The sequence below is a fragment of the Segatella paludivivens DSM 17968 = JCM 13650 genome, assembly GCF_000373185.1.
Classification (GTDB): Bacteria; Bacteroidota; Bacteroidia; order Bacteroidales; family Bacteroidaceae; genus Prevotella; species Prevotella paludivivens.
Map to the genome: position 1 here is coordinate 37,566 of NZ_KB890629.1, position 20,825 is coordinate 58,390.

The 20,825-nt window shown below is 37.2% G+C and carries 12 protein-coding genes; 9 read left to right on the forward strand and 3 right to left on the reverse strand.

Features of this window, described 5'->3' with window-relative positions; all coding sequences use genetic code 11:
• Nucleotides 1–34 precede the first annotated feature (34 nt).
• From B045_RS0102415 to B045_RS0102425, 3 genes are all read left to right on the forward strand, one after another.
• Nucleotides 35–3,253, forward strand: a complete 3,219-nt coding sequence (locus B045_RS0102415; RefSeq protein ID WP_018462677.1) for a SusC/RagA family TonB-linked outer membrane protein — start codon at nt 35–37, stop codon at nt 3,251–3,253.
• 20 nt (nt 3,254–3,273) lie between these two features.
• Nucleotides 3,274–4,854, forward strand: a complete 1,581-nt coding sequence (locus B045_RS0102420; RefSeq protein WP_018462678.1) for a SusD/RagB family nutrient-binding outer membrane lipoprotein — start codon at nt 3,274–3,276, stop codon at nt 4,852–4,854.
• A gap of 216 nt (nt 4,855–5,070) precedes the next feature.
• Entirely contained in the window at nt 5,071–6,270 is a 1,200-nt protein-coding gene (locus B045_RS0102425; protein WP_018462679.1) for a GDSL-type esterase/lipase family protein, read from the forward strand.
• A 5-nt stretch (nt 6,271–6,275) separates the two neighbouring features.
• Here the strand turns inward: B045_RS0102425 and B045_RS0102430 are convergent, their stop codons facing one another.
• The 3 genes from B045_RS0102430 to B045_RS0102440 are packed head-to-tail and all read right to left on the reverse strand — an operon-like array spanning nt 6,276 to nt 13,731.
• Nucleotides 6,276–7,853, reverse strand: coding sequence for a DUF5597 domain-containing protein (locus B045_RS0102430; protein WP_018462680.1), 1,578 nt, complete (start codon nt 7,851–7,853; stop codon nt 6,276–6,278).
• 7 nt (nt 7,854–7,860) lie between these two features.
• Nucleotides 7,861–9,801: an alpha-glucuronidase gene (locus B045_RS0102435; RefSeq protein ID WP_018462681.1), complete on the reverse strand. Its 1,941-nt coding sequence runs from the start codon at nt 9,799–9,801 to the stop codon at nt 7,861–7,863.
• 33 nt (nt 9,802–9,834) lie between these two features.
• Nucleotides 9,835–13,731, reverse strand: a complete 3,897-nt coding sequence (locus tag B045_RS0102440; RefSeq protein ID WP_018462682.1) for a hybrid sensor histidine kinase/response regulator transcription factor — start codon at nt 13,729–13,731, stop codon at nt 9,835–9,837.
• 179 nt (nt 13,732–13,910) lie between these two features.
• Here B045_RS0102440 and B045_RS0102445 point away from each other — a divergent pair, with 179 nt between their 5' ends.
• The 6 genes from B045_RS0102445 (at nt 13,911) to B045_RS0102470 (ending at nt 20,818) form a co-directional block, all read left to right on the forward strand.
• The gene (locus tag B045_RS0102445) at nt 13,911–15,098 is read left to right on the forward strand and encodes an SGNH/GDSL hydrolase family protein (RefSeq protein WP_018462683.1); all 1,188 of its coding nucleotides are present in this window, start codon (nt 13,911–13,913) and stop codon (nt 15,096–15,098) included.
• Between the two features lie 12 nt (nt 15,099–15,110).
• Nucleotides 15,111–16,526 carry an MFS transporter gene (locus B045_RS0102450; RefSeq protein WP_018462684.1) on the forward strand — a complete coding sequence of 472 codons (1,416 nt, stop codon included), beginning with the start codon at nt 15,111–15,113 and terminating at the stop codon, nt 16,524–16,526.
• Between the two features lie 5 nt (nt 16,527–16,531).
• Nucleotides 16,532–17,629, forward strand: a complete 1,098-nt coding sequence (locus tag B045_RS0102455) for an endo-1,4-beta-xylanase (protein WP_018462685.1) — start codon at nt 16,532–16,534, stop codon at nt 17,627–17,629.
• Nucleotides 17,629–18,594: a glycoside hydrolase family 43 protein gene (locus tag B045_RS0102460; protein WP_018462686.1), complete on the forward strand. Its 966-nt coding sequence runs from the start codon at nt 17,629–17,631 to the stop codon at nt 18,592–18,594. The genes B045_RS0102455 and B045_RS0102460 overlap by 1 nt, the downstream gene beginning before the upstream one ends.
• Nucleotides 18,595–18,699: 105 nt before the next feature.
• Complete coding sequence (locus B045_RS0102465) at nt 18,700–20,091, forward strand: DUF5687 family protein (RefSeq protein ID WP_025882835.1); 1,392 nt, start codon at nt 18,700–18,702, stop codon at nt 20,089–20,091.
• A 25-nt stretch (nt 20,092–20,116) separates the two neighbouring features.
• A complete protein-coding gene (locus B045_RS0102470; protein WP_018462688.1) occupies nt 20,117–20,818 on the forward strand; it encodes an ABC transporter ATP-binding protein in 702 nt (233 codons plus the stop codon).
• Nucleotides 20,819–20,825 lie beyond the last annotated feature (7 nt).

The window sequence follows — 20,825 nt, forward strand, 5'->3', positions numbered from 1 at the left end:
TTTGTAATTTTTAAGCTTTAAAGAGAGAGACTTTATGGAAAAGAGACTTTTAGTGTTTCTAGCCTGCATGTTCCTAAGTTTAGGAATGGCACTGGCGCAGATTAGAGTGTCTGGTACTGTAACATCAAGTGATGACGGTGAACCAATCACTGGTGCATCAATTCTTGTACAGGGTACTAAAACTGGTACAGTAACAGACGTGGATGGTAATTTTCAATTAACAGCACCGGAAGGTTGTGTGCTAAGAGTAAGTTACCTTGGTATGAAGACAAAGGATGTTAAGGCTGCTACAAACCTTAAAATCGTTCTTCAGTCAGACAACAGAACACTTGATGATGTCGTTGTTACGGCACTTGGTGTGTCACGTGAGAAGAAAGCTCTGGGATATGCTGTTAGTGAAGTTAAGGGTTCTGACTTGATTAAGTCACGTGGTGGTGTTAGCAATCCTGTTAATGCATTACAGGGTAAAGTTGCTGGTTTGCAGATTTCTTCAAGTTCTGGTTCTATGGGTGGTTCTTCAAAGATTATCATTCGTGGTGCTAGTTCTCTTTCTGGAAATAACCAACCTTTGTTTGTTGTTGATGGTGTTCCAATTGAAGGTACAGACTATAACTCAACAGAAGTAGGCTCTTCTGATGCTAATTCAACAGCACGTGGTGCAGGTGGTTACGACTATGGTAACCTTGTACAGGATATAAACCCTGATGATATTGAAAACATATCAGTGTTGAAAGGTGCAGCTGCATCTGCTCTGTATGGTTCTCGTGCATCAAATGGTGTAATAATGATTACCACAAAACGTGGACAGAAAGATCAGGGACTTGGCGTTGAGTACAGTTCTACGGTTGGTTTCGAAACGGTAACAAAGTTGCCAAAACTTCAAAGTCAATATGGTGGTGGTTATGGCTATGCAGGTGATTACGCTTATGGCAAAGAAGGTGATGACTTCAAGACAACAACTGTAAATGGAACAACATATACTATACCTGATTATGGTATGGATGAAAGCTGGGGTCCTAAACTTGATGGACGTCAGGTCGTTTCTTGGGCTGATTTGCAGAAATGGGAAGCTGGTGGTAAGGTAGGTAATCCTACAACATCTTCATGGAGTCCTGCTACTTCTGATTATCGTGACTTCTTTAAAACTGGAGTTTCGTATACAAACAATGTAGCTATTTCTAAAGCTTATGATAACAGTGCATTCCGTATTTCATATACAAATACAGCAATGACAGGTTACCTTCCAAACAGTTCGCAATATAAGAATACTGTAAGTGTTAACGGTAATATCATGAGTAAGGATAAGAAGCTAAACGTGTTCACAAGTGTAAACTTCTTCAATAGCCGTACAAAAGGTCGTCAGGACACAGGTTATGGTGACAACAATATCATGGTGAAGTTCACTCAGTGGGGACAGCGCCAGCTTAATATGAACGAACTCAAAGCTTTGTATCTCAAAGATGATGGAACACAAGGTTCTTGGAATCGAGGTGGCTTTGATGATCCTTCAATTCAGTTCCACAACAATGTTTATTGGAGCCGTTATATGAACTATGAAAATGATTCACGTAATCGTATTTATGGTAATGTTGGCTTAAGTTATCAGATTCTTCCTCAGTTGAAGGCTCAATACAAGGCAAATTTAGATTTTTATGTAGACAAACAATATGAGCGTAATGCAGTTTATTCTCAAGAACTTTCTGCATATAAGGAAAGTTCACGTCAACAGTATGAGTTAAACCATGAATTTATGTTGATGTATAATCAGGCATTCGGTGATTATTCTGTTACAGCTAATCTTGGTGCCAATATTATGCAGCGTCATTATGAACTTATTTATGGTCAGACTCAGGGTGGACTTGCAATCCCTCTCTACTATAATCTAGCAAATTCAATAACAACTCCTAAAGCATATAACTATAAATTGGAAAAGGGAATTAATTCTCTATTTGGTGATGTTACGATAGGATGGAAGAGTATGTTGTTCTTAGAAGCTACATTACGTGGTGATAAGTCATCAACGTTGCCAAAGAGTAATAATACTTATGTTTATCCTTCTGTTACAGCTAGTTGGTTGTTCTCTGAACTTTTGAAAGATAAAGCGCCTTGGTTGTCTTATGGTAAGTTGCGTGCAGGCTATGCTCGTGTCGGTAATGATACAGATCCTTATCAAGTGCTGCAAACCTATACACAATACACTAATATAGATAGTTCTACTCCAGGATACCGTCTTGCAAATACTTTGTCAAACTCAAACTTGAAGCCTGAGTCTACAAAGTCTTGGGAATTTGGACTTGAGACATCATTTCTTAATAACCGTTTAGGATTTGACTTGACATATTATACCACTAAAACAAGCAATGAAATATTACCATTGTCTGTTTCTGGTTCAACAGGTTACATCTATAAAATGATTAACTCTGGAACAATAGAGAACAAAGGTGTTGAATTTGCTTTTCATGCAACTCCTGTAAAGACACGTAAATTTGAATGGACAACTAATATAACATTGGCTTCAAATAAGAATACTGTTAAGTCGCTTGCAGATGGCGTAGACTATTATCGTATTTCCAGTGCTCCTTTCAAGGTAGAGATTGGTGCAGTTGTTGGTAAACCTTATGGTGTAATCATGGGTACTAATTATGTATATGATAAAAATGGTAACAAGTGTGTTAATTCAAACGGATTATACATGTCAACAAGCGGCAATGAGGATATCGGTCATATCTATCCTGATTTCACTGGTGGTTGGTCTAACTCTTTTAAGTGGGGAAATTTTGACGCAAGCTTCCAATTTGACTTTTCAAAGGGTGGTCATTTCTTCTCAACAACTCAGATGTGGGGATACTACTGTGGTATGTTTGAAGAAACAGCTGCAAACGGTGTACGTGAAAAGGGTATAATCTCTGATGGCGTTGTTTATGGAACAGGTGAAAAAAATACAGTAAGAGTAAGTGCCCGCGATTATTATGAAAACTATTATAATGGTCCTGCTGCACAGAATATTTTGAGATCTGATTATATCAAACTTCGTGAGGTAACAGTAGGTTATACATTTAAATTAAATCCAGTTTGGTTTATTAAGTCTCTTCGCCTATCAGCTTACGGACGTAATCTTGGTGTATGGGGACCTGACTGTAAGAACTTTGACCCAGAAATGATAGTCACAAGTTCTGGTAATATACAGGGTATCGAAGGTGGTGCAACTCCTATGGTTGCCAACTATGGTCTTACTGTAAATCTCAAATTCTAAAATAAGGGAGGATATACAATATGAATAATTTTCTAAAATATATATTTTTAGGTTCATTGTGCCTTACCGCTGTATCATGCAGTGATTTGGATCAAATGAATGTAAGTCCGAATAGTACGTCTGAAGTTCCATCAAATATGTTGATGGAAGGTGCTGAGAAATGGACAATGGATAATATCTATGATGTTTGGTTTAGTGGGCGTCAGTGTCTTCCATATTCACAGCAGTGGTCACAGCGTAATTATACAGAAGAGGACAGATATCAGGTTCGTGAGTCTACTAATAATAGTTATTTCAACTACCTTTATATGGGTATGGCCAACTTTGATAAGGTTGTCAAGTTGAATTCTGATAATGTAACAAAAGTTAAGAATGCAACATATGGTGCAAATGAAAATCAGATTGCTGCAGCTATGATTATGAAAGTTTGGCTGATGGATGTAATTACCGATACATGGGGAAATGTTCCATATTCTGATATTTCAAAATTAGAAAGTGACAACATCCTGTATTGTAAGTATGACGACCAGAAAGATATCTATGCTGGTATGATAAACGATCTTACCACAGCTGTTAATATGATAGATGTTTCACAAACTGCATTCACTTCTGGTGATATAATATTTGGCGGTGATGCAAGCAAATGGAAGAAGTTTGGTAATTCGTTGAAGTGTCGTCTTGCAGTTCATCTTTCTAAAGTTGATCCTAATTGGAAGTCTTATATTGCAGATGCTTTGAAGAGCGGAGTCATGGAAAGTAATGGTGATGCAGCTAAGTTTACTTATGTTGCCTCTGGTTCTGATTATTGTCAGTTCTATAAAGGTTTTTTTGTTGATAACCGCAATGACTTTACGATTGCACGTCCTTTGGTTGATATAATGAAGGGACAGCGTGATACATTGAATAATAAGCAGCATCCTTGGGAAGGAACTTTAGATCCACGTCTAAGTGTTTATACTACTCCAAATGCTGCTGGCGTATATCAGGGTATTCCTTATGCTGCACCAACAGGAACACAGGATAAATTTCGTACAAGCTCACCAAACTGGGGTAGTACAAAGCCTCTGGTTGTTCAGAAAACTTATGCAGTTCCTTTGATGACTTATGCTGAGTTGAAGTTTATTCTTTGTGAGTATAATGGTTATGATGCTGCTGATTATAAAGATGGTGTTAAAGCCTCACTTCAATATTGGTATGATTTAGCTGGTATATCTATTTCAAATACGACAATTGATGCATATGTAAATGCCGTTTCTGGAAATGTTAACGCAGAGGCCTGTGCTCTTCAGAAATATATCGACCTTTATACCAATGGTACTGAAGCTTGGACTGAAATCCGTCGTACAGGTTACCCTGAACAGTTGATTCGCCCAGGTGACATTACATGTATTTATAATGGTTCTAAAGTAGCATTTACTCCATTGAGTGAAACTAAAGGTGATATTATTGAACGTGTTAAATATCCGACTAATGAAAGTACACTTAATGGTGACAATTGGAAGGCTGCAGTAGCTAAACTTACTGATGGAACAAACAATTATTACAGTAAGATGTATTGGGATGTACGCGCATCAAAATATAATCATCCTGCTAACAAATAAATAGTAGATAAGATGATTGGTCGCGAGACCAGTCTTATCTATCTCTCTCTCTGATCTTGGGACTGACTTTTTTGTCAGTCCCTTTTTTTGTTGTCCGAAAATTTGTATTATCTTTGCATAAGATAAACTGCACTCGGCATAACATTCAAGCAAGTTTGATGATTCTGTACTCGTTTGTGTTATCTTTGCAGTGATAAAAGGATATAAGGTAAAAAGATGAAAAAACTATTATTAATATTGATGTTGTTTGTTTCGCTATTTGTGAATGCTCAAGTTAAGGGCGTCATAGGGGAACACTGGGTTGGGACTTGGGCCTCAGCGCAACAACCTGTTGTAAAGGCTTATATGCCTTATAACAATAATATGTCAAATCGTTCCGTTAGACAAATTGTGAAAGTTTCTATTGGCGGGAAACTAATCAGATTGCAAATTAGCAATGAACTTTCTAATGAACCTCTAGTAATACGGTCTGTATATATTGCTCATGCTAAAGATTCATCTGCTGTTGAAGCTAAAACGGCTAAGTATTTGAAGTTTGGCAATAAGTATAAGGTAACAATTGCAGCAGGAAAGTCTATTTTTAGTGATGCCTTGGTTTATGACTTGAAACCTTTAGAGCGCTTGTCAATAACGATCAACTATACTTCTGCACCAGTTTCCCCAACCGTACACATGGGCTCTCGCACTACAAGTTATATTATGCGTGGTGTGACGAATGCAGATAGTGATTTTTCAAAGGCATTCTGTGAAAACCATTGGTTTAATATTGCCGCAATAGATGTATTTGATGTAACAGGAAAGAGCATAGCTATCATCGGTAATTCTATTACTGATGGAAAAAACAGCACAGATAATGCGCAAAATCGTTGGCCAGATATTATGTCTGAGACGTTTCACTATAAATATCATATAACTAATTTTGGTGTATTGAATCTCGGAATTGGTAATAATAGGGTGGTAGTTCCTGGAGGATTCGGAGAGTTAGCAAAAAATCGTTTTAACCATGATATATTGGAACAACGTGGCTTAAACGCCGTTATTATTTTCGAAGGTGTAAATGATATAGGTGCTGTAGCCAAAGGTAACAGTGAAGCTGTTGCAATGCAACTCATAGAGTCTTATGATGAAATGATCAAGAAGGCTAAGGAAAGAAAACTTAAAGTATACCTTGGTACGATTACTCCTTTTAAGGGCGCAGGATATTATTCTATTTTCCATGACGCAGCTCGTGAAACCGTAAATCAATGGATTAGATTACAAAAGGAAAAAGTTGATGGTATTCTAGACTTTGATGAGCTTCTTCGTGATCCTGAAGATCACAGCCGAATGCAAAAGAATTTGCAAAGTGACTGGTTGCATCCTAATGCGCAAGGTTATAAGCTGATGGGAGAATATGCTGCAAGTATAATAAAATGAAAGATTTAATACTCGTATAATTTTATGTGTAGAATTTTCCATTCTCCGACAGATATTCTTGCGTGTCGTCCCTGATGATCTTCATCACCGTTTAGTCTGCGAAGATATTCAATTTTGCCGTCTGCTTTTATTGTAACTTCGTCCACATATCCAATCCCCGAGCGTTTCCCGTTAAATTGTGATGAGTTCTTTCTACTTGAATCATCATCGCGCCCGTTAATGATGAACCCATCTTCGCCAAGTCTTTCTTCTTTGTTTTGTTGAATCTCGTCGTTGTTTTGAAAAGACACGACAATTCCATTCCCAGCGATCAGATAATCATTTTTAGCCAGTTTAATTATTATTCCGCCGCCTTCTTGCCATTCTTGACCATTTGTTGCACGTTTATCCCAAGGTAAAGTGAAATAATGTCTGCATGTTATTGTGATGTTGTCATCTTTAATTATTTGCTGATAGTCTTCCTTATCAAAAAGAACACCGTGGATATTATTCTTATTATAGTGCTTCATAATAGGGGAAAGCTGACGAAGTAGCGAAAAACTACCTTGTAAATTTTCTATTGCTTCTTTTTCAGCAGTGTCAATAGAGAAAGTGCTATATCCCAAAGCATTGTGTTCACCAAAAACATATAAAGCTCTTACTCCACTATTTGCGCAACATTTACTTTCTGGAATAAATAGACGGTTGTTCTTGAAATCGTATTTTTGAGCCCAATCTTTAAACCCTTTATCGTAGATATCTGGTGACATCATGTCAATACTTGGTGCAAAAGCCTTCCATATCTTGCTGAGGTGGGCTAAAGGTCCCGCTGATGGATATTCTCCAGGCTTTCGTCCACGACTATTCATGGCAGCATTTATATAAAGAGGTATATTGTGGATTTGTTTTGCATTTTTGGCTAGTCGTTCAACATACTTTGCATAATAGATTGCTTGAAATGCTTCGTCCTCATAAAGTTTGTCTTCTGTATGAAATCCGATTTGATTTAACTCTTTCCGCCATATACCTTTGCTGTATTCCTTGTTTGCTATTTCAGAATAGTCTCTGGCACTTTCAAGCATACCGATCTCATTTTCCACTTGGATCATAATAACAGTCTCCTTCTGTGGATCTATTTTTTTAATATGCCTTATGAGAGAAGTAAATGCTGTGTTATCTGCTTGGAATACATTCTCAGAAAATGCTGATGCAATTTCCATCTTTTTGCCCTTATCTGTAATTGCCCTTGGAAAACGTTTGGTGTCTTCTTTAAACCACATCGGTGCATAGCAACTCATAGAATTCTTCCATGCTCCAAACCATAAAAATATAACCTTAATATTGTTTTTTCGTGCAATATTAATGGTTTCATCGATTAATGAAAAATCAAATGTCCCCTCTGTTGGCTCAATTAAGTCCCATTGTGCAGGTACTAGTACAGTATTAATACCAGTCTTGGCAGCCTTAGAAATTGAACTATCAATGTCTGCAATATTCGTTGCTGCTGAATTACTTAGTTCACCACCTAAAATCATTTCCTGTCCAATGCATTGTGCTGTAAAACACGTTAGCATTGTAACCATAATAAATATTATTTTTTTCATAATGGTATTATTGTTTTAACTTGCTGCTAACAGATATTGGCATAAAGCTAACTCCGGTGAAATCGTACTTTATTGGTTGTTTTGAGAAAGTTTGAAAGTATCTCAATGTATAGTCACGCCATTCTTTAGCATTGTCTAATTGCACTTGGAGCAACATGTTTACTTTTGACCAACGTTCACCATCAACATAAGGCTGAGCGTCTTGCCAAATCTTTTGAAAAGATACGACTTGCTCAATGCCTCTATAATAGAGTCCACATAGTTCATCCCATAAAGTGTCTCCATTTCTTAATTTGTAATCCCATGGAACATGATGAAACCATAGTAAGTATTCATCTGGACAAGTTTGTAGATTGTCGAACATACTACGGTATGGTTCTCGGTATTGTGATACTGCATTAGTACCTTTTGAAGATCTGTCAAATCCTACACCATTTTTGTCTGCCTTATGATAATATACAGGGCACCATTCTATTGGATATTCTGCTTTGTATCCGTCTGGCTGTGGCCCGTAATGGTGGTCGAATGCAAAGATATGGTGTAGACCTAGCGGCATCATATAGTCGACGCATGCTTCACGGCTTGTTAGCATCATATCGCCTATAGCATACTCATTAATGTTCTGTCCAAATGTTTGCTGAATCCATTCATGAGCGATTAAATCGGCAGAAAGGGATGGATCCCATGCCAGTCTACCAAAGGCATACCAGTTGGCTTGTGAGAAAGGATGTCCACACCAATTGATATCATCCCCTATATTACTCACACCTGCTATACCAACAAGGCAGTCTGGAGATACATAGCTGAAAAATTCTTTCCACATTGTTGCAAGATATACCAGATGTTTGCTTTGTCCTGTATATTCTTGTGTAATTTGGAACTCTGCCATTTGTTTCGTATGCTTCATGTTGTCGAATATCGGAGCATAGGGTTCACGTGGTTGAAAATCAAGTGGTCCGTTCTTACTTTGAAGTATTACATTGTTACGGAATTTGCCGTCAAGATCTTGAAATTCATTAAGAGCTTGTTTTACTCTGTCTTCACCTTTATGCTTTGCGCCATATACAAAACTTCGCCACATGACGATTCCTTTATGGGGGGCTAGCGCATCTGCCAGCATATTGGCACCGTCGGCATGAGTGCGTCCGTAATCAAATGGTCCAGGTTGCCCTTCTGAATTTGCTTTTACAAGAAATCCGCCGAAGTCTGGAATTAAAGAATATATCTCGTTTACTTTATTTATCCACCAATTTTTAACTGTTACATCGAGTGGATCTGCAGTTTTTGTGTATCCTAAAGCCATAGGTGAACCGAAATTCACAGATAGATAAACTTTTATTCCGTAAGGTCTTATTATATCAGCGATATTTCTTATACTATCAAGATATTCTTTAGTTAAAATCTTAGGAGAGGCATTCACGTTGTTTAGCACACTGCCGTTTATTCCAATAGAGGCATTTGCTCGTGCATATTCAATAATACGTTTTTCCCAGTCATAGCTTTTTAGTCTTGAAGAGAAGAAAATACTTTTTCCGGCATAACCACGCTCTATGCTTCCGTCAAGATTATCCCAATGATTGAGAATCCGTCGTGAATACTTTGGAGCCGAGTATCCTCCAGCGTTACTGCTTGTGCTAAGTTGTTGTGTCCTTAGAGCTTCGTAAACACCATATAGCAGTCCAATTTCAGAATGAGAACAAATTGAATCTGCATCATAAATGAATCCGTCATCATTTTTTAAACTTTTGTCAATTATGAGTTTTATGTCTTTGCCATTCCAATATTTCTTTAATTCATCAATGGCAATCTGCATCGTCTTTCCACCTTTCGGTGCAATTACATGAGCTTTGTTTAGAGTCTCGTATCTCAACCACAGATTATGCCCGTCTTCCGCCGTTATCGTGGAGCAAATAGCAAAGAATATAAATAACAGTATTGTTTTCTTCATTTTGCAAAATTAATCAATAATTTTATATTATACTTAGTTTATCCTATCCGATTCTTTATGTTTCGTCTCAAAATATTCAGAGGGGGCTACCCCAAAGTGTTTTTTGAATACAGTTGAAAAATGGGTCTGATTATTAAAACCTACGGCATAAGCTACCTGGGAAATGTTGATTTCTCCTTGAATAATCAATTGCGCGGCTTGCTCTAATCGTAGATTTCTTATGAATTCACCGGTGCTTACACCTGTGATTTCTTTCAGTTTACGGTGTAATTGCGCTCTGCTCATAGCGACATTTTCAACGAGCTTTTCCACATTGAAGTCTGGATCGCTGATATTTTCGTTGATGCATTTCATCACCTTGTCCATAAGTATAGCATTGTTACCTTTAACTTCTATTTTTGCCATTTTATCTTTCTGTACTAATGCACCTGAGAATTTACCCTTAAGCCTTCTGACGTTATCAACCAGATTGTCAATTAGAATATGTAGTTCTTCCATACTGAATGGTTTAGCAAGAAAAGCATCAGCGCCACGTTTTAATCCTTCAAGGCGATTATCAACATCACTTTTCGATGTAAGAAGTATTACTGGAATATCACTAATCTTACTGTTCCCTTTTATTTTTTTAAGCATGGTTATACCATCCATCTCAGGCATCATTACATCACTTATAACCAAATGAAATTCAGAGGAAAGTAGTTTGCTTAATCCTTCTCTTCCATTCGACGCATAATCGAACTTATACCATCCGCCGAGTTCGTTCATAATATATGTCGCAATTTCGTGGTCGTCGTCAACGATTAAGATTCTGAAATCTTTATTTGCGCTTTTCTTATGTGTTTGTGATGCAATCTCATTTACGTTATCTTTATCAATTGGTTCTATTTCCTCCGGTTTAAGATGAGCATTTCCAAGTGGAATATTTATTTCCATACATGTGCCCTTTTGCCCGTCACATCTATTATATGCCTTTATGTTTCCTCCGTGCATGTTTACTAATGCTTTGCATAAGTTCAAACCTATCCCAGTCCCTGCAAAATGGAAGCCAGTTGTGTTCTTTCCTTGATAGAAACGATCAAATAATCTTCCAGCATCTTCGTTCTTTATTCCAATCCCAGAATCTGTTACTTTAAGTGTCGCATTTGAGTTGTCACAAGTTATAAACACGTTTATGGTTCCATTGTCGAAAGTATATTTCATCGCATTTGATATTATATTATTAATAATCTTGTCAAAATTAATGCGATCAATCCATACATTTATCTTTTTCTGTGAAGCTTCCAAAGAAATATTTATGTTCCTTTCTTTTGCATTATATGAATATAAAGCAATTATGCTGCGACTGAATTCCACTAGGTCTGTCTCATCGCAGTGTAACTGCATTTGATTTTTGTCGATTTTCCGTTCGTCAAGAATCTGATTTACCAACAGTAAAAGTCTTTGAGCATTACGGTCAATGATATTTATTTCTCCTAGGCTGTCAATATCAGTAATCTTACGTTTCAGTTTTTCCAATGGGCTCATTATCAATGTTAACGGAGAGCGTATATCATGAGTGGCATCAATGAGAAATCTCATCTTCTGTTCTTCAAGATCAGCTGTTCTGCGTCTTTCATAATATCTGAATATGAAATATATAAGAATGATTATAAGTGCTGCATACATTATATATGCTAATGTTGTTGCATACCATGGTGATTCTACAGTGATATCTATTACTTTTGTATTTTTAGAAACAATGCCGTTGCAGCTAGCCCTTACTTCAATCTGATAATTGCCAGGGTTGAGCTTGTTAAAAGGAATAGAGTTTATTCCTTCGTCTGTAGAATTCCATTCACCTCTGTTTATTCGATATTGATAGCATACATCTTCTGCACTTTTATAGTTTAATAGCGAGAATTCAAGAGTAAAACTGTTTTCAGAATATGGAACTGTGTATTCGTTCTTGGTATAGTCCATGTGTTTGCCATAAATGATGAAATTAGTAAGATGTACATCTCCCATTTCCGTAATGTCACTAATTACGTTATCAGGATAAAAAGTAGTGATTCCATCGGTATTTCCAAATCCTATGCGCCCATCTGTAGATTGCATTACTGCACCTAATGTATATTCATGAGAGCGGAGACCATTTCCGTTAATGTGGGCTATGAATTTCTCTGTAAGGTGGTCATATTGCCATATCCCCATTGTTGTGCTTACCCAAATATTATTATGCGAATCTTTTACTATACCGCATATTTGTTTATTGCTAAGTACTGATGAATGTGGAAATGGTGCTAGTTTCTTTAAACCACGATAATATATGTATAGTCCTTCATCTGTTCCTATTATCATATTGCCCCAATCGTCTTCACATAAATAGTTCGCTTGAGAATTGCGCAATATGCAATTCCAACCGTAATTGTCGAAGGTGTAAGATTGGGTGTTAAGGCAAGCAACGCCATTTGAAGTGCCAATCCACAGAAGCCCTTGGCGGTCGAACCTCAAGGATCTAATCCAGTCGTTGCATAACATTCCGTGTGGAGACGTCATGCTCATGTCTAGAATCTTAACTTTATGCGTCTTGCTATCATAAATGTATAACCCCTTACTATATACAGATATGTATAATTTGCCCATTCCATCGTCTGTAATGCAGTATATTCCTGCACTAGCAAACTTCATTTCCTGTTTATAGTTTCCTGTTTCTGGATTGTAACTATATAGAGCGTTTCCTGTACCAACCCAGTAACGTCCCCATGTGTCCTGATAGATTATACTCGTTCCTGCTGGTGATTTAGGGTGACTGACAATCTTGCCTGCATGATCAAATTTATAAACTCCGCTGTTTTGCACCGTACACAGAATACTTCCATCGTTTCCGGGAGCAAGTGAAGACACGCTGCTTCCAATTGAATAATTTTGATCAGAGAAACTCCAACTATTAAAAGCCATTTTCTGGTTGTTAATTAGAAATAATCCTTTTTTATAACAACCAATCCATATATTTTGGCTCTTGTCTTCATAAATGTCATTCACCCATGATGTGCTAAGGTTGAACTTACTGCTGTTGTTGTTTTCAAATGCCGTAAAAGTCCTACTTCCTGCAGGGGCCATTAGTACTCCACATTCTGAGGTTCCTATATAAAAATTGCCGCTTTTATCGAATTTTGAACAGTTTATAGTGATGTTCCCTTTATATGGTCCGAAATTATATCCAGCATCAGCTATCTTGCCAGTTGTGTAGTCATAGTTTACAATTCCAAACATGCAAACAATCATCATAGAGTTCTTCCAGTCTTGGTAGAAATTTACAGGAGCCCCACATGGTGAATCAAAATAAGTGACTTTTATTTTTCCTTTATATTTGCTGAAACGCGTAAATCGGCTTAAATGGCTTCCTTGCCAAAGATATCCATGACTGTCTTCGAATATATGTGTGTAGAACATGTTGGAATCTCTTGTGGAATATTGCTTCTCATATTTTATCTTGTCAGTACCTCTTTTAATAGAGTATAGTCCGAATCCAGCAGTACCCATAAGGATGTCACCGTTTCTACTTTCTATCATATCGTAAATTCTCGGTTTTCTCCCATCTGGGAAATGGTATTGTATGAAGTTGTCGTTAGTAGAATTATAGCGCATAAGCCCTTTTGCACATCCAATCCATAACCTTCCTTTTTTGTCTACGAGGAAAGACGATATGATATTGTCAGCAATAGAGGTGGTATCTTTGCTGTTATGCAGATAATTTGTGAATTTGTAACCGTCAAACTTGCTTAGTCCATATTCCGTACCAATCCACATAAAACCGTATTTGTCTTGGGTAACGCAGTTTATGAGACTGCTCGACAATTTTTCGGATGTATAGAGCCTGCTGCTGTCTGCCATAACGATTATTGTTATCAACAGACCAAGGAATGTCATAATGTAATGTATGCGTTTCATGTAGTTATTTGTTGGTGTATGTTGCAAATTTAGTGAAAACCAGTTAAAATCAAAAATGTTTCATTCTTAAAATGTGTTTATATGAGAAAAATGATACAAATCAAAATGTTCTCGTTACATTAAACTACTTTGTTTTTTAATGTATTTATTAATTTTGCAAAAATAAAAGTTATAATGGCATGAAAAAAATATTTGGTTTATTGTTATTGATGTTTTTTCTTGTGAATATTCAAGAATCTAATGCACAAGAAAATAAATGGACAGGTTCTTGGGCAACTGCACCTGAGTTCACTGGAAAAGGAGATATGCCTGCAAACAGTCTTTCTAATCGTTCTGTCCGAAATATTATACATATATCTTTTACAGGTTCGCCAATTAGACTAAAACTGTCTAATGAGTTCAGTTTACAGCCTGTTGAGATAAATTCAGTATTAATAGCTGATGCTCTTGGTGATAGTTGGCAGACCGATATAAAAACGTCTCGTAGTCTAAACTTTTCCGGAAAGAAAAAAGTTACTATTCCTGCAGGAAAAACTGTCTGGTCTGATCCTATAAAATATAATCTAAAATCAGGACAGCGTTTAGCAATAACTGTATGTTATGGTGCCCAAACACCTGAAAATGCTACATCGCATCGCGGTTCACGCACAACATCTTATATTATAAAAGGAATGGCTAATGCAAAGTCTGATTTCGAAAATTCTGAGAAGGTAGAACATTGGTATAATATTTCTGCAATAGATGTAATGGCTGATAATGTTCCTGTTGTGGCTGTTTTAGGTAATTCAATAACTGATGGTCGTGGGACAACAACAAACAAGCAGAATAGATGGACCGATTTTATGTCTAATTCCTTGAATGCAGAAAGTCCTTATGGAGTTCTTAATCTTGGTATCGGTGGTAATTGCGTACTGCGTGGTGGCATAAGCCAGCCTGCATTGCAAAGATTCGATAGAGATATACTTTCCCAGAATGGTGTCACCAAACTAATAATCTTTGAGGGAACTAACGATATCGGATGCAGTAACGGAAATAGTGAACAAATTGCGACAGAACTTATTGAGGCTTATAAGACACTCGCAGCAAAAGCAAAGGCGAAAGGTATAAAAGTATATGGTGGAACGATAACACCGTTCAAGGGAAATGGATGGTATAGCCTTTTTCACGAAGCTGCTAGACAGACGGTCAATGAATGGATAAGAAATAGCAAAGACTTCGATGGGATCGTTGATTTTGATCAATTAGTGCGCGATCCCTCAGATATTCACAAGCTACGCTCAGAATATTCTTCAGACTGGTTGCACCTAAATCCTTCAGGATATGAGGTGATGGGGCATTATGCTGCTGAAATAATAAAAGGAAAATAAATAATAAAATAAATGGATACAAATTTGACAAAGCAGGAATCGAAAGGATTTTATAAATTAAGCTGGTTACAGCGTGTTGGTTTCGGTTCCGGAGATTTGGCTCAGAATCTTATATACCAGACTATTGGTATGTATTTATTGCTGTTCTATACTAATGTGTTTGGTCTAGATCCTGCAACTGTTGCGGTAATGTTCTTGATAGTAAGACTTGTTGATGTTCTGTGGGATCCTTTGGTTGGAACATATGTTGATAAGCATAGTCCAAAATTGGGCAAATATCGTTCTTATCTTGTATTGGGAGGAATACCGCTCTCTGGTTTTGCCATATTATGTTTCTGGAATGGCTTTTCTGGTTCATTGATGTATGCTTACATCACTTATGTAGGTATGTCAATGTGCTATACGTTGGTTAATGTACCTTATGGAGCTCTCAATGCTAGTCTAACTCGTGATACAGATGAGATTACAATACTTACTTCTGTAAGAATGTTTATGGCAAACCTTGGTGGACTCGCAGTGTCTCTTGGCATTCCAATCATTGTGGCTTTTCTTTCTCCTGATGGTCTTACTAATACAAAGAAAGATGGTGGTGCATGGTTTATTACCATGGCTATTTACGCATTGATAGGTATGGTACTCCTTGTTTTTTGTTTTACTCAGTCACATGAACGTGTTGTTATGGACAAAAAGGAAACTGCAAGTGTAAAGGTTAGTGATCTCTGGGTTGAGTTTGTGCGTAATCGTCCTCTACGAATATTGGCTTTTTTCTATATCACCGCTTTTGCCATGATGGCGATTGGTAACTCTGCTGGAAGTTATTATATGATATATAACGTACAAGGCACACCTACAGAAATGGCTATATTTATGGGATTGGGCTCTGCTCCAGCATTCATATTTATGCCATTGGTTCCTGCCATAAAGCGAGCTATCGGAAAACGACAGATGTTTTATGTCTTTTTGGGTATAGCAATTTTTGGAATGGGATTGTTGTATGTGGTTTCTGTTATTCCTGCATTGCGCAGTCAGATATGGATCGTATATGTTGCTCAGTTTATCAAGTCTACCGGTGTCATAGTTGCGACAGGCTATATGTGGGCTTTGGTTCCAGAGGTTATTTCTTATGGAGAGTATACAACAGGTCGCCGCATAAGCGGAATTGTTAATGCACTTACTGGTATATTTTATAAAGCAGGTATGGCGCTTGGTGGAGTAGTTCCTGGACTTATCTTGAGCTTTGTTGGCTTTGATAAGTCAAATGCAGTCAGTCAGAGCGCTTTTGCACAGCATGGAATATTGTGGCTTGTATGTATTATACCAGCTATCCTTTTGTTGTTAGCAATCTTTATAATCTCGAAATACGAACTTACAGATGAGGTTATAGACAATATAAATATTGAAATAGAAAAACGAAATAACAAAGACTAAACATTATGAACAAGATTATTCTGGGAGTAGCATGTCTTGCCCTGACAGTTAATGTTTCGGCACAGACAATGAAGGAGACAATAGGAAAACATTTCCTAATAGGTGCTGCTGTGAGCACAAGAAACATATATAGCCAGGACCCAAAGGTGAAGAGTGCTATAGTTGACAACTTTAACGCCATAGTTGCCGAGAACTGTATGAAGGGTGAGGCGATTCATCCAGAAGAGAATCGTTATTCATGGGATGATGCTGATGCTACGGTGAAGTTTGCCGAGGACAATAATATGGTTGTTACTGGTCATTGCCTTGTTTGGCATTCTCAAGCCCCTAGGTGGATGTTTAAGGATAATGATGGGAAAACAGTAACTCGTGAAGTATTGATAGATAGACTTTATCATCATATTACAAATGTTGTGAGCCGCTATAAGGGCCGCATAAAAGGGTGGGATGTTGTAAACGAGGCTTTCGAAGATGATGGTAGTTACCGTAAGACTCAGTATTATAATATAATAGGTCCTGAGTATTTTGAGTTGGCGTTCAAGTTTGCTCATGAAGCCGATCCTAATGCTGAACTTTATTATAATGATTATTCAATGTCAAAGCCTGGTAAGCGTGATGCTGTTTGTAGACTTGTACGTGATTTGAAAGCAAAAGGATGTCGCATCGACGCTGTAGGTATGCAGAGCCATAATGGTACTGATTATCCAAATCTAAATGATTATGAAGCTTCTATAGATTCATTTGCTGCTTGTGGAGTAAAAGTAATGATGACAGAACTTGATATAAATATGCTTCCAAGTCCACAGCATTTCGGAGGTGCTGATATAAGTCAGAGATTTAAATACGATAAGACCCTTAATCCTTATGTAAATGGACTTACAAAAAGTGCTCAAAAGCTTTTCAACGAGCGTTATCTAGCATTTTTCAAGATTTACGCTAAGCATAAAGATCAGATAAGTCGTGTTACCCTATGGGGTGTTAGTGATGCTGATAGCTGGCTTAATGGTTGGCCTGTTCCTGGACGTACAAACTATAGCCTGCTTATAGACAGACAGTATAATGTAAAGCCTGTAGTAAAAGATATAATAAAACTATTTAAATAATGAAATCAAGATATTTATTTCCTAAGGATTATATGGCAGATCCTTCTGCCAACGTTTTCAATGGTCGCCTATATATCTATCCATCTCATGACTGGAACAGTGGAGAGAGTTTTGATGATGACGGCGGACATTTCCAGATGCAAGACTATCATGTTCTCTCTCTGAATGATGACCCTATGACGGCACCTGTTACAGATCATGGTGTTATACTTGACGTGAAAGACGTGCCATGGGCAGAGAAGCAGATGTGGGATAATGATGTTGTAGAAAAGAATGGCAAATATTATCTTATATTCTCGGCAAAGGATTATAACGGTGTCTTTCATTTAGGTGTTGCTGTTTCAGATACTCCAGAAGGACCATTCGTACCTAAAGCTGATCCTATACGTGGCTCATATAGCATAGACCCTTGCGTGTTCAAGGATGAAGACGGTAGCGTGTATTGTTATTTTGGTGGTATATGGGGCGGACAGCTTCAATGGTATAAGGATAATAAGGCATTGAAATGTGAACATCTTCCTGAAGGGAACGAAGCTCCGTTGCCAAGTCGTGTCGCAAAGATGACAGATGATGTTTTGCAGTTTAGTGAGGCTTCACGACCAGTCCTTATTGTTGACGAAAATGGCAAGCTACTTACTGCTGATAATCCTCAACGTTTCTTTGAGGCTAGTTGGATGCATAAGTATAACGGCAAGTATTATTTTAGTTACAGTACTGGTGACACTCATTATTTATGTTATGCCGTTGGTGATAATCCTTATGGTCCATTTACCTATAAGGGCGTGATACTTGAGCCTGTTGTTGGTTGGACCACACATCATAGTATCGCTGAGTTCAAGGGAAAATGGTATCTGTTTCACCATGACTGTGTTCCTAGCAATGATACAACATGGTTACGAAGCTTGAAAGTTATTCCGCTTAGTTATGATGAAGAAGGCAATATTGTCAAAATGAAAAGTGAATAATCAAAATAATTGAAAAATCGGCAATACTCTTGTCGATTTTTTTTATATTTGCAATCAAATATTATTTGTGACAAAACAAACAGTCACTAAAAAAATGCACATTTTATGTTGAAAACACTTTTAAATCTTTGGTGGATACAAAAAAGGAGAACCTTCGACTGGAAGAGAATGGGGTGGTTTTTGTATATTCTGTTAATCATTATTTCTGGTATTATTGGGGCTTACATACAAATACGTAAGGACGGTAATTTTAATATGCATAATGATATAACTCAGAAAATTGCAATTCCGTTGGTCATGACTTTTTCTGTGATGGGTATTTTGATGAAGTTACTAATGAAGCAGGAAGCTGCTGGAATGGATGATTACCTAAAGTCACGCCCCGTTTTGGAAAGTTCTTGGAATAAGTTCCTTATCCTTATGAATCTTGCTGATTATTGGAATTGGGTTAATCCAGTATTGCTTTTCGGCATTTCGTGTTTCATTATGCCAATAGGATATGCATTTCTTACATTTCTGCTTGCTTTCTGTGTCAGTATAACAGATGGACTCATGCTTACATGCCTGCGTAAAGCTCAGGGATGGGAGTATAAATTGCCTCTGTTCATAGGACTTCTTGTGTATTATATTATAGCTTCAGTCTTTTATGCTGTGTCTGTTGGCCTCAATCTTAATTTTGTCGCAATTTTCGGCATGATTATTATAACGCTGCTGTTCTTGTTGGTCTTGTATAAGTACATGTGTAGCATAAAACACTATAATGAGCAGAAAACTCATACTTCTAAAGTGCGTAGTCTTGGGGATGTCTCACTGTTCAGTATGGAATATATCAGTGTGTTCCGTTCAAAGCGTCTTCGCCAGGCGATGATATTTATTCCTATAGTATTCTTATTTCAGGTTTATACTCAGGCATTGTCACTTCACAGCCATGAAGGTATTGGTGTTGGTGGATTATCTATAATCGTAATGTTTGCTATGGCATTTCCGTCAGTATTGCTTGGGCAGTGGGTATTTGGTGTTGAAGGTAATTTCTTCCACGGTATCATGACTAAGCCTATGTCTATTTATGAGATGTTATGTACAAAGTATTATTTTCTTATGCTTATAAATCTTGTAATGATTATACCATATATCCCAGGTCTTTTCTTTGGATATTGGGGAATAGACCTACTTATAGCAACATTCTTCTTCTGTGCCGTTGTTAACATTCTAATGATGCCAACGTGTCTTTTCTCAAAGCGCATAGACCTTTTCTCTTCTGCATTCTTCAACTATCAGGGTGCTAATATGGCAATAAACCTCTATGGTTTCGTGATATTGATACCAATGGGGATTTATGGTGCACTTATGCTTTGTCTCGATAATACTTATATCGCTGAGGTTATTTTAGCTTCATTGGGAATAATAGCCTTGCTACTGCATAGAATAGTTCTCAAGTCGTTGGCTAGTCGTTTCATGAGTATAAGATATAAGAGAATGGAAACTTTCAGTCAATAACAATATAATTTAAAACTAGACGAATATGGAAATAAAGATTGAAAATCTTAAAAAGATATATGGTGACAAAACGGTTGTGGATATACCTCAACTTTCTCTTGGTTCAGGCGAACTTATTGGATTAGTTGGCAATAATGGTGCTGGAAAGACTACCTTAATGCGCCTTATTCTTGATTTAATAAAGGCTGATGACGGCTGTGTGTATAGTAATGGTTTGAGAGTTAATGAAACAGAGGAGTGGAAGCAATATACCGGTTCGTTTATTGACGGACGTTTCTTGATAGATTTCTATACCCCAGAGGAGTATTTTACATTCATAGGAAAGGTTTATAATATACCTACAGAAACAATCGATCAGCGACTCGAAAATTATTCGTCACTGATGCATGATGAAATCTTGGGTACAAAGAAGTATATTCGTGACTTCTCTGAGGGTAATCGTCAGAAGATAGGTATTATTGGTGCTATGATCATTAATCCAGAGGTACTTATTCTTGATGAACCATTTAATTATCTAGACCCTTCTTCACAGATAAATATTGCAAAGATGATACAGAGTGCATGTCATGAATTTGGTATGACAGTTATATTGTCTAGCCACAACCTTAATTTTGTGTCTGATATATCAACAAGAATATTGTTGCTTGAAAAAGGACTGGTAATTAAGGATTTGAAAAATGAAGAGGGTAGTGCAATGAAAGAATTGGAAGAGTATTTCGGAGCATAATGTGCCC